Here is a 10955-nt window from a genome sequence, read left to right as displayed (position 1 = left end):
CGCTGCCGCACACGGCGGCCGCCGTGCCGGTGGCCCGCGCCCTGGTGCGCACGGCGCTGGCCGGTCTCGAGCACCCGGCCGACAGCGACACGGCCGAACTGCTCACGGCGGAGCTGGTCGCGAACGCGGTGGAGCACACGGTGGACGCGGGCCCCATAGAGCTGGTCGTGGAGCTGCTGCCGGGCGGCTGTCAGGTCGAGGTGCACGATCCGGACCCGGCCCCGCCGGGCGCGCTGACCCGGCCGGGCCTGACCGCTCCGGACCCCTGGCAGGAGCACGGGCGCGGGCTGCTGCTGATCCGCGCGCTCAGCTCGTCCTGCGGGCACCGCCCGACCGGGTCGGGCAAGGCGGTGTGGTTCAGGCTGTCGGCGCTCCCGCCCCGGCTGAGTCCTGCGTGACGCGGTCCTCGGTCACGGCCGGCGCGGTGACCCCGGCGGACGCGGTGACCGCGGCGGTCGCGGTGCGGGCCGCGAGGCGGGAGTTGCGGCGCCCGTAGAGGACGTAGAGCAGCAGGCCGGCGGCGAGGAAGGCCACGAACTGGATCCAGGTCGCCCATCCCGTCTCGTACATGAGGTAGAGGCAGCAGGCGACGCCGAGCAGCGGGACCAAGGGGTAGAACGGCACCCGGAAGCTGCGGCCGAGGCCGGGCTCGCGGCGGCGCAGGGCGATGACGGCGACGTTGACGGCGGCCATGGTGGCCAGCGTGCCGATGGTGCAGAGGTTGACCACGGCGTCCAGCGAGGCGAAGGCCGCGGGGAGCGCGAAGACGATCCCGACGATCAGCGTGCCCGCGACCGGCGTCGAGGTCTTCGGGGAGACCTTCTCGAAGACGCGCGGGACCAGTCCGTCGCGGGACATCGACATCAGGATGCGGGTCTGGCCGTACATCACGGCGAGCACCACGGACGCGATGGCGACGACCGCCCCGAAGGCGATGACCGCGCCGCCGACGGAGGAGCCGGTCACCGCGTTGACGACGTAGGACAGCGCGGCGGGCCGGCCCGCGACCCCCTTGCCGCCGATGGCGCCGATCGCGGCGAGCGCGACCGCGCAGTACAGCAGGGTGACCAGGCCGATGCAGACGAGGATGGCCACGGGGATGTCCCGGCGCGGGTTCTTCGCCTCCTCACCGGCGGTGGTGATCGCGTCGAAGCCGATGTACGAGAAGAAGGCCGCCGTGGTGCCCGCGCCGATGCCGCCGAGGCCGGCCGGGGAGAACGGCGTGAGGTGGCCGTGCTCGAAGGCGGTGAAGCCGATGGCGCAGAAGGCCACGAGGATGGCGAGCTTGAGGACCGCCATCGCGGCCGTCGCGCGGGCGCTCTCGCGCACCCCGCGCACCAGCAGCACCGAGGCCAGGGCGATGACGATCACGGCGGGGAGGTTGACGATGCCGCCGTCGCCGGGGCCCGCGGACAGGGCTGCCGGGAGCTGGAGGCCGGTGAGGCTGTGCAGCAGTTCGTTGACGTACTGGCTCCAGCCGACCGCGACCGCCGAGACGGACACGCCGTACTCCAGCAGCAGGCACCAGCCGACCAGGAAGGCCGTGGTCTCGCCGAGACCGGCGTAGGCGAAGGAGTACGAGGAGCCGGAGACCGGGATCGCGCCGCCCAGCTCCGCGAAGGCGAAGGCGGTGAGCACGCAGGTGATAGCGGCGAGGACGAAGGAGACGACGACGGCCGGGCCGGCCTGGGCCACCGAGTCGGACAGACCGACGAAGATGCCGGTGCCGACGATCGCGCCGACGCCGAAGCAGACCAGCTGGAACAGGCCCATGGTGCGCTTGAGGCCGTGGCCCGCGCGGTCGGCGCCGGATTCGGCGAGCAGCAGCCGGGGGGACTTGATGCGGGGAGCGGGCATGCGGGGTGGTGCTCGTTTCTCGGGTGGTGCGGGTGCGACGGGGTGGGTCGCGCGACGGCGGCGGAATGGGTGGTTCCGGGCCGTTCGCAAGGATACGTGGTGAAGGGGTACGGAGTCAGGCGAGCGTGGCGACCATGATCGCCTTGATGGTGTGCAGCCGGTTCTCGGCCTCGTCGAAGACGACCGAGTGCGGCGACTCGAACACCTCGTCGGTCACCTCGAGCGAGGTCAGGCCGTGCCGCTCGTGGATCTCGCGGCCGACCTTGGTGCCGAGGTCGTGGAAGGCCGGCAGGCAGTGCAGGAACCTCACGTCCGGGTTGCCGGTGGCGCGGAGCACGTCCATGGTCACGGCGTACGGGGCGAGGGCGTCGATGCGCTCGTCCCAGACCTCCTTGGGCTCCCCCATGGAGACCCAGACGTCGGTGGCGACGAAGTCGGCGCCGCGCACGCCGTCCTCCAGTGCCTCGGTGAGGGTGATGCGCGCGCCGCTGGCGGCGGCGAGCTCGCGCGCCCGGTCGACGATCTCCTGGGCGGGCCAGTAGGTCTTGGGCGCGACCAGGCGCACGTCCATGCCGAGCAGGGCGCCGGTGACGAGGTAGGAGTTGCCCATGTTGAAGCGGGCGTCGCCGAGGTAGGCGAAGGCGGTCTCGTGCAGCGGCTTGGCAGTGTGCTCGGTCATGGTGAGCACGTCGGCGAGCATCTGGGTGGGGTGCCAGTCGTCGGTGAGGCCGTTGTAGACGGGGACGCCCGCGTGCGCGGCCAGTTCCTCGACGGCCGCCTGACTGTCGCCCCGGTACTCGATCGCGTCGAACATGCGGCCGAGGACGCGGGCGGTGTCCCGGACCGACTCCTTGTGCCCGATCTGCGAGCCCGAGGGGTCGAGGTACGTCGTCGAGGCGCCCTGGTCGGCGGCGGCGACCTCGAACGCGCAGCGGGTGCGGGTCGAGGTCTTCTCGAAGATCAGCGCGATGTTCCTGCCGGTCAGGTACCGCGTCTCGGTCCCGGCCTTCTTGGCGGCCTTCAGCTCGGCGGCCAGCTCGACCAGACCGCGGAACTCCTCCCCGGTGAAGTCCAGCTCCTTGAGGAAGTGGCGGCCGGCGAGTGCGGTCGGGACTGTCGCCATGAGGGCGCTCCAGGGGTCGGGTGAGGACAGGGACTCGGTGACTATGGAATTCTATACGACTCCTAGAATTAGTATGCGATCACCGGTTCACCACCGTGAGGCGTCCCGCTCACCGCCGCACGGCACCACGCCGCACCGGTTCACCGCCACACGGCGTCCCGCTCCACCGGGCAGCTCATGCAGCGCGGGCCGCCCCTGCCCCGGCCCAGCTCGCTGCCGGGGATCTCGATCACCTCGATGCCCTGTTTGCGCAGATGGGTGTTGGTGGTGGAGTTGCGCTCGTAGGCGACGACGACGCCCGGCTCGACGGCGAGGACGTTGCAGCCGTCGTCCCACTGCTCGCGCTCGGCCGCGTGCACGTCCTGGGTGGCGGTCAGCACGCGGATCTCGTCCAGGCCGAGCGCGGCGGCGATCGCGCGGTGCATGTGCTCCGGCGGATGGTCGGTGACCTTGAGCTCCTTGTCGCCCCCGCCCGGTTCGATGGTGTAGGAGCGGAGCATGCCGAGACCGGCGTACTGGGTGAAGGTGTCGCCGTCGACCATGGTCATCACGGTGTCGAGGTGCATGAAGGCGCGCCGCTTCGGCATGTCGAGCGCGACGATCGTGCGCGCCGAGCCGGCGGCGAACAGCTTGTGGGCGAGCATCTCGACGGCCTGGGGCGTGGTGCGCTCGCTCATGCCGATGAGCACCGCGCCGTTGCCGATGACCAGCACGTCGCCGCCCTCGATGGTGGAGGGGTAGTCGGCCTGGCCCTCGGACCAGACATGGAAGCCCTGGCCGCGGAAGAGCGGGTGGTAGCGGTAGATGGCCTCGAAGTGCACGGTCTCGCGCTGCCGGGCGGGCCAGCGCATCGCGTTGATGGAGACCCCGTCGTATATCCAGGCGGAGGTGTCCCGGGTGAAGAGGTGGTTGGGCAGCGGGCCCAGCAGGAAGTCGTCGAGGTCCATGACGTGGAACCGCACGGACGTGGGCTCCGCGTACCCCTGGAGGAACTCGCGCTTGGTCATGCCGCCGACCAGGGCCTCGGCCAGTTCGGCGGCGTTCAGGGTCTCGAAGGCGGCGCGGAGGTGGTCGGTGGCGAGCGGGCCGTACTCCTTCTCGTCGAAGACGCGGTCCAGGACGAGCGACCGCGCCGACGGGATCTCCATCGTCTCGGTCAGCAGGTCGCCGAAGAGGTGCACGGCGACCCCGCGGTCGCGCAGCGCGTCGGCGAACCCGTCGTGCTCGGCGCGCGCCCGGCGCACCCACAGCACGTCGTCGAACAGGAGGGCGTCCTTGTTGCTGGGGGTGAGCCTTTTGAGCTCGAGATCGGGCCGGTGCAGGATGACGCGGCGCAGCCGCCCGGCCTCGGAGTCGACATGGAATCCCATGCCTCCATCCTGACCATCGAGGACCGTCTTCACCCTCCGCTTGTTCGTTTCCGCACCTTCTTGTTTTCGTCCCCTTGACGACAAGCGACGCTCAAGCTTATCGTCTCAATGACGAGAACCGATGGGAAGAGACAGCGAGGGGGCAGGCCATGGCCGACATCACCAGACGCCCCGGATGGCGTCATCTGCGCAGCGCGCCGACCGCGCACATCCGGCACCACCGCTCCGGCAGGCTGGTGCACGACGGGACCGGACTCAGCTTCCGGTTCCGCGCGCTGACCGCGGCGCTCTCCGAAGTGCCGGTCGACGACCGCGAGCTGGCCATGACCTTCCACGCCCGTACGGCGGACTTCCAGGACGTGACGGTCCAGGCGACCGTCACCTACCGGATCGGCGATCCCGCGCTCGCCGCGGCCCGCCTGGACTTCTCGATCGACCCCGATACGGGGGTGTGGCGCGGGGCGCCCCTGGAGCAGCTGGGCACGCTCATGACGGAGCCGGCCCAGGAGCACGCGCTGGCGGTCCTCGCCCGGATGCCGCTGTCGGCCGCGCTGGTGGACGGGGTGAGCGCGGTGCGCGAGCGCGTCGCGGCGGGGCTGGCCGCCGAGCCGCGGCTGCCCGCCACCGGCATCGAGGTGGTGGCCGTACGGGTGGTCGCGCTGCGGCCCGAGCCCGAGGTCGAGCGCGCCCTGCGCACCCCCGCCCGCGAGCAGATCCAGCAGGAGGCCGACCGGGCGACGTACGAACGCCGGGCCGTGGCGGTGGAACGGGAGCGGACCATCGCCGAGAACGAACTGGCGAGCCGGATCGAACTCGCCCGCCGCGAGGAGCAGTTGGTCGAACAGCGCGGCACCAACGCCCGGCGCGAGGCCGAGGAGCAGGCGGCGGCCGACGCGGTACGCGCCGAGGCGGAGGCCGCTCGGACGGTACGGCTGGCCGAGGCGGAGGCGGCGCGGACGGAGCGGCTCGCGGATGCGGAGGCCACTCGGACGGAGCGGCTCGGGCGGGCGGCGGCCGTCGAGGCGCGCGAGGTGGGCGCGGCGCGGGCCGAGGCCCGGGCGGCGTGGCTGCGGGTGCACGCCGAGGTGGACGTGGCGACGCTGCACGCCCTGACCGGGTCCCGGCTGGCCGAGAACCTGCCGCGCATCGACAGCCTCACGGTCTCGCCGGACGTGCTGACGGGGCTGCTGGCGAAACTGGGCAGCGGCACCGCCGGAGCCGTCGGCACCGGCACCCGCACCGCCGAGGGCGACGGCGGCTTCGCCGGGGCGCGGGGATGACGCTCGCGCCGCGCGCCGTGCTCGTCCACCGCACCACGGAGTACGAGGAGTTGGTGGCCCGCCACGGCACGCACGGGCAGGCCGCCTTCTTCCTCTCCTCCCGGGGCCGCGACATCGCCGAGGTCGCCGAACGGCACCGGCGGGCCCGGCGGGCGCTGGCCGAGGTGACGGCGGCGGTTCCGCCGGCCTGGCGGCAGGCGCGGGTGGAGCGGGCCGACCTGGACCGGTTCCTGTTCGCGCCCGAGGACGTGGTGGTCGTGGTGGGCCAGGACGGACTGGTGGCCAACGTCGCCAAGTACCTGGCGGGACAGCCGGTCGTCGGCATCGACACCGACCCGGGGCGCAATCCGGGGGTGCTGGTGCGGCACCGGCCCGGGGACGCGGCCGCCCTGCTGGCCTCGGTGTCCGCTCGGGGCACCGGGACCGAGGAGCGCACGATGGTCGAGGCCGTCTCCGACGACACCCAGCGGCTCGTCGCCCTCAACGAGATCTACCTGGGCGCACCCGGTCACCAGACCGCCAGATACCGCCTGGCCCTCGAGGACGACGGGGGTGTCGTCGAGGCCCAGGCCTCCTCCGGGGTGCTGGTCGGCACCGGCACGGGGGCCACCGGGTGGCTGCGCTCGGTCTGGCAGGAGCGGGGCAGCGGCCTGACGCTCCCCCGCCCCACCGAGGACCGCCTGCTGTGGTTCGTCCGCGAGGCCTGGCCCTCGCCGGCCACCGGCACGTCCATGGTGGCCGGCGAGCTGCCGTCGCCCCGGTCCCTGTCCCTCACCGTCGAGTCCGAACGCCTGATCGCCTTCGGCGACGGCATGGAGACCGACGCGGTGGAACTGACCTGGGGCCAGAGCGTCCGGGTGGGGGTGTGCGGGGAGCGGCTGCGGCTGGTGGGGTGAGGGGGCCCTCGGCCCACGCCGCCCCGGTTCCGCTCGCCCCGGCCCCACCGCCCCGGTTCCGCTCGCCCGCGCCCCCGCCGCCCCCGTGGGCCCACGGCACCGGACCGGCGCCGTGGGTCCTGCGGTTCACAACCGCGGGTCCACCGGCTCCGACTCCAGGGCCAGGACGGCGAAGACCGCCTCGTGGACCCGCCACAGCGGTTCGCCGTCGGCCAGCCGGTCGAGGGCCTCGAGGCCGAGGGCGTACTCGCGGATCGCGAGCGAGCGCTTGTGGTTGAGGAAGCGCTGCCGCAGGCGGGCGAGGTTGTCCGGGCGGGTGTACTCGGGACCGTAGATGATCCGCAGGTACTCGCGGCCGCGGCACTTGACGCCCGGCTGGACCAGCCTGCCCTGCTCACCGCGGACCAGGGCCCCGAGCGGCTTGACGACCATGCCCTCGCCGCCGCGGCCGGTCATCTCCAGCCACCAGTCGACCCCGGCGCGCACCGACTCCGGGTCGGCCGTGTCGACGTACAGCCGCCGTGTGGTCTGCAGCAGTCCTGTCGCGTCGTGCTCCACGAGGCGGTCGAGCAGGGCGAGTTGCTCGTCGTGGGGCAGGGCGGCCAGGCTGCGTCCCTGGACCGCCAGGATCTGGAACGGCGCGAGGCGCACCCCGTCCAGACCCTCGGTGGTCCAGCAGTAGCGGCGGTACGCGGCCGTGAACGCGGCGGCGTCCGAGGCGCGTTCACGCTGGCGCTCCAGCAGGCCGCCGACGTCGACGCCACGGGCGGCGGCGCCCTCGAGCGCGGCCAGCGCGCCGGGGAACACCGCCGAGGAGGCCGCGCCGACCGCCGCGTACTGCGACCGCAGCAGCCCGCCGGCCTTGAGCGACCACGGCATCAACTCGGCGTCCAGCAGCAGCCAGTCGGTGCCGAGCTCCGTCCACAGTCCGGCCTCGCTCATGGCCGTGCGCAGTCGGCCGAGGATCTCCTCCGTGACCGCGGGGTCGTCGAAGAAGGGCCGGCCGGTGCGGGTGTAGAGGGAGCCGGAGGGGCCGTCGACACCGAAGCGTGCGCGCGCCGCCTCCGCGTCCCGGCACACCAGGGCCACCGCCCGCGAGCCCATGTGCTTCTCCTCGCACACCACTCGCGCGACGCCGTCCTCCCGGTACTGCGCGAACGCCTCCTCCGGGTGCTCCAGGTAGCCCTCGGCCTTCGAGGTCGCGGCCGGCGCCATCGTGGGAGGCAGGTACGGCAGCAGCCGCGGGTCGACGGCGAAGCGGCTCATGACCTCCAGGGCCGCCGCCGCGTTCTCCTCGCGCACCGACACCCGGCCGGCGTGCCGGGTCTCCACCACCCTGCGGCCGTGCACGTCACCGAGGTCCAGCGGTCGGCCGTCGTTCCCGCCCGGGGCCTCGGTGCGCAGCGGCCTGGCCGGCTCGTACCAGACCTTCTCGGCGGGTACGTCGACCAGTTCGCGCTCCGGCCAGCGCAGCGCGGTCAGCTTGCCGCCGAACACCGCGCCGGTGTCAAGGCAGATGGTGTTGTTGAGCCAGGTGGCCTCCGGCACCGGGGTGTGGCCGTAGACCACGGCCGCCCGGCCCCGGTAGTCCTCGGCCCAGGGGTAGCGCACCGGCAGGCCGAACTCGTCGGTCTCGCCGGTGGTGTCGCCGTAGAGCGCGTGCGAGCGCACCCGTCCGGAGGTACGGCCGTGGTACTTCTCCGGCAGGCCCGCGTGGCAGACGACCAGACGGCCGCCGTCGAGGACGTAGTGGCTGACCAGTCCGTCGATGAACTCCCGTACCTCGCGCCGGAACTCCTCTCCCTCGCCGTCCATCTGCGCGACGGTCTCGGCGAGTCCGTGGGTGAGCTGCACCTTGCGGCCCTTGAGATGGCGGCCGTACTTGTTCTCGTGGTTGCCCGGCACGCACAGCGCGTGTCCGGACTTGACCATGCCCATCACGCGGCGCAGCACGCCCGGGCTGTCCGGGCCGCGGTCGACCAGGTCGCCGACGAAGACCGCCGTACGGCCCTCGGGGTGGACGCCGTCGGTGTAGCCCAGCTTGCCCAGCAGCGCCTCGAGTTCGGCGGCGCAGCCGTGGACGTCGCCGATGATGTCGAAGGGGCCGGTGAGGTGGGTGAGGTCGTTGAAGCGCTTCTCGGTGACGACCGTGGCGCCCTCGATCTCCTCCACGCCTCGCAGCACGTGCACCTTGCGGAAGCCCTCGCGCTCCAGGTGGCGCAGGGAGCGGCGCAGCTCGCGGATGTGCCGCTGGATCACCCGGCGGGGCATGTCGGCGCGGTCGGTGCGGGCAGCGTTGCGCTCGGCGCAGACCTCCTCGGGCACGTCGAGCACGACGGCTATGGGCAGCACGTCGTGCTTCCTGGCCAGGTCGATCAGCTGCCGGCGGGCGTCCTGCTGCACGCTGGTGGCGTCGACGACCGTGCGGCGGCCGGCCGCCAGGCGCTTGCCGGCGATGTAGTGCAGGACGTCGAACGCGTCACGGGTGGCGCTCTGGTCGTTCTCGTCGTCGCTGACCAGGCCGCGGCAGAAGTCGGAGGAGATGACCTCGGTCGGCTCGAAGTGGCGGCGGGCGAAGGTGGACTTGCCCGAGCCGGAGGCACCGACGAGGACCACGAGGGAGAGGTCGGTGACGGGGAGGACGCGGCCCTGGGGCCGCGCGGTCCCGCTGGTGGTGGTCGTCATGCGGCCTTCGCCTCCTTCGCTGTCGTGGTGGCCGCTGCGGCCGTGAACACGGCCATCTGGGTGGGCGGGCCGACCTCCGGGTCCTCGGGGCCGACGGCCTCGAACCGCACGACGTAGCCGTGCCGTTCGGCCACCTGCCCGGCCCAGGCACGGAACTCCTCCCGGGTCCACTCGAACCGGTGGTCGCCGTGCCGGACATGACCGGCGGGCAGGCTCTCCCAGCGCACGTTGTACTCGACGTTCGGGGTCGTCACGACGACCGTGCGGGGGCGGGCCGCGCCGAACACCGCGTACTCCAGGGCGGGCAGCCGCGGCAGGTCGAGGTGCTCGATCACCTCGCTGAGCACGGCGGCGTCGTAGCCCTTGAGCCGCTTGTCGGTGTAGACGAGCGAGCCCTGCCGGAGTTCGACGCGGGCGGCCTGCCGCTCCCCCATGCGGTCCAGCTTGAGCCGCCGGGCCGCGATGGTGAGGGCGCGCACCGACACGTCGACCCCGACGATCTCGGTGAAGCGCACGTCCTTCAGCAGGGCCTGCACCAACTGCCCCTGCCCGCAGCCGAGGTCGAGCACGCGGGCCGCGCCGGACTCCTGGAGCGCGGCGACGATCGCCTCCCTGCGCCGCACCGCGAGCGGCGTGGGCTTCTCCTCGGTCTCGCTCTCGGCCGCGACCGCGTTGTCGATCTCCTCGACCTCGCTGTCGTCGGCCTCGGCCAGCCGCACCAGTTCCAGACGCTCCAGCGCCTGCCGGGTCAGCGACCAGCGGCGCGAGAGGTAGCGGCTGGTGATCAGCTTCTGCTCCGGATGCTCGGGCAGCCAGCCCTCGCCCGCCCGCAGCAGCTTGTCGACCTCGTCGGAGGAGACCCAGTAGTGCTTGGCGTCGTCGAGGACGGGGAGCAGGACGTAGAGGTGGCGCAGGGCCTGAGCGAGGGTCACCGTCTCCGAGTCCAGCACCAGGCGCACGTACCTCGAGTCGCCCCACTCCGGGAACTCGGTGTCCAGCCCCACGGGTTCGGCGGTGACGCGCCAGCCGAGCGGCTCGAAGAGACGGTGCACGAGGGCGGGACCGCCGCGGGCGGGCAGCGCGGGCACCTCGATGTGCAACGGGCGTGTCTGCCCCGGCAGTTCGGGGCGTGCGGCGCACACCCCGCGCATGGCGCTGGAGAAGACGCTGCCGAGCGCCACGGCGAGCAGCGAGGAGGCCGCGTAGGGGCGGTCGTTGACGTACTGCGCGAGCGCCGCGTCGGGGGCGCCGCCGCGGCCCTTGCCCTTGCCGCGCCGGACCAGCGCCACCGTGTCGACCTCCAGCAGCAGCGCGGCCGTGCAGCGGTCGGTGCCCGCTTCGGGGTAGAGCACGTGCGCGCGGCCGTGGGAGGTGGAGAACGCCTGCGCCTTGCCGGGGTGTTTGTGCAGCAGGAATCCGAGGTCGGTGGCGGGGCGTTCGGGCGTGCCGGTGGTGGTGACGGTCAGGAACATGCGGAGGGCCTCTCCGGCTGGACGGTCGGTCGATGCGGTGCCGCTCACCTTGGCATACGGCCGCGAGCGGCGCCTTTGTTTATTCCGCTGGTTGCTCCGCTGTCTGTTCCGCCGCTGTCCGGCGTCTGTTCCATGTGCCCGTTCCGTGTCCCCGGTGGGGCCGTTCGTCGTTGTCAGGGCACAGAAGGCGGGGAAGACCGAGATCGCCTGGGAGGCGTGAGTGGTGGAGAGGGTCGAGTGGTTGCCGCGCGAGGAGTGGGTGAGGACGCAGC

At 72.9% G+C, this 10955-nt stretch carries 8 protein-coding genes; 3 read left to right on the top strand and 5 right to left on the bottom strand.

Going from position 1 to position 10955, the window contains the following annotated elements:
• Positions 1-398: ATP-binding protein (locus IE249_RS13695; RefSeq protein ID WP_229858380.1), on the top strand; the 398-nt coding region annotated here is incomplete at its 5' end.
• Here IE249_RS13695 and IE249_RS13690 read toward each other — a convergent pair.
• The 3 genes from IE249_RS13690 to IE249_RS13680 all read right to left on the bottom strand — a co-directional run bounded on the left by IE249_RS13690 (position 358) and on the right by IE249_RS13680 (position 4350).
• Entirely contained in the window at positions 358-1857 is a 1500-nt protein-coding gene (locus IE249_RS13690; protein WP_229858377.1) for an amino acid permease, read from the bottom strand. The genes IE249_RS13695 and IE249_RS13690 overlap by 41 nt on opposite strands.
• 115 nt (positions 1858-1972) lie before the next feature.
• A complete protein-coding gene (gene argF, locus IE249_RS13685) occupies positions 1973-2980 on the bottom strand; it encodes an ornithine carbamoyltransferase (protein ID WP_189705082.1) in 1008 nt (335 codons plus the stop codon).
• Between the two features lie 140 nt (positions 2981-3120).
• Complete coding sequence (locus IE249_RS13680) at positions 3121-4350, bottom strand: arginine deiminase (protein WP_189705081.1); 1230 nt, start codon at positions 4348-4350, stop codon at positions 3121-3123.
• A 149-nt stretch (positions 4351-4499) separates the two neighbouring features.
• Between IE249_RS13680 and IE249_RS13675 the strand changes: the two genes are divergently transcribed.
• Together IE249_RS13675 and IE249_RS13670 are read left to right on the top strand one after the other, a co-directional pair.
• Positions 4500-5630: an SPFH domain-containing protein gene (locus IE249_RS13675; RefSeq protein ID WP_189705080.1), complete on the top strand. Its 1131-nt coding sequence runs from the start codon at positions 4500-4502 to the stop codon at positions 5628-5630.
• A complete protein-coding gene (locus IE249_RS13670; RefSeq protein WP_189705079.1) occupies positions 5627-6526 on the top strand; it encodes an NAD(+)/NADH kinase in 900 nt (299 codons plus the stop codon). Before IE249_RS13675 ends, IE249_RS13670 begins: the two co-directional genes overlap by 4 nt.
• 126 nt (positions 6527-6652) lie before the next feature.
• On the opposite strand, the gene IE249_RS13665 is transcribed toward IE249_RS13670, so the two are convergent.
• Positions 6653-9211, bottom strand: a complete 2559-nt coding sequence (locus IE249_RS13665; protein WP_189705078.1) for a polynucleotide kinase-phosphatase — start codon at positions 9209-9211, stop codon at positions 6653-6655.
• Positions 9208-10683, bottom strand: coding sequence for a 3' terminal RNA ribose 2'-O-methyltransferase Hen1 (locus IE249_RS13660; protein ID WP_189705077.1), 1476 nt, complete (start codon positions 10681-10683; stop codon positions 9208-9210). Before IE249_RS13660 ends, IE249_RS13665 begins: the two co-directional genes overlap by 4 nt.
• Between the last annotated feature and the right edge of the window lie 272 nt (positions 10684-10955).

This window comes from Streptomyces anandii JCM 4720 (assembly GCF_014650655.1).
GTDB classification, from domain to species: Bacteria; Actinomycetota; Actinomycetes; order Streptomycetales; family Streptomycetaceae; genus Streptomyces; species Streptomyces anandii.
Note: the sequence above shows the minus strand (reverse complement) of the source record. Positions and strands in the feature narration are given on the sequence as shown.

Bases quoted from the DNA above. Each gene is read 5' to 3' on its own strand.
- IE249_RS13690 (WP_229858377.1), bottom strand. From the start codon at position 1,857: ATGCCCGCTCCCCGCATCAAGTCCCCCCGGCTGCTGCTCGCCGAATCC.
- argF (WP_189705082.1), bottom strand. From the start codon at position 2,980: ATGGCGACAGTCCCGACCGCACTCGCCGGCCGCCACTTCCTCAAGGAG.
- IE249_RS13680 (WP_189705081.1), bottom strand. From the start codon at position 4,350: ATGGGATTCCATGTCGACTCCGAGGCCGGGCGGCTGCGCCGCGTCATC.
- IE249_RS13675 (WP_189705080.1), top strand. From the start codon at position 4,500: ATGGCCGACATCACCAGACGCCCCGGATGGCGTCATCTGCGCAGCGCG.
- IE249_RS13670 (WP_189705079.1), top strand. From the start codon at position 5,627: ATGACGCTCGCGCCGCGCGCCGTGCTCGTCCACCGCACCACGGAGTAC.
- IE249_RS13665 (WP_189705078.1), bottom strand. From the start codon at position 9,211: ATGACGACCACCACCAGCGGGACCGCGCGGCCCCAGGGCCGCGTCCTC.
- IE249_RS13660 (WP_189705077.1), bottom strand. From the start codon at position 10,683: ATGTTCCTGACCGTCACCACCACCGGCACGCCCGAACGCCCCGCCACC.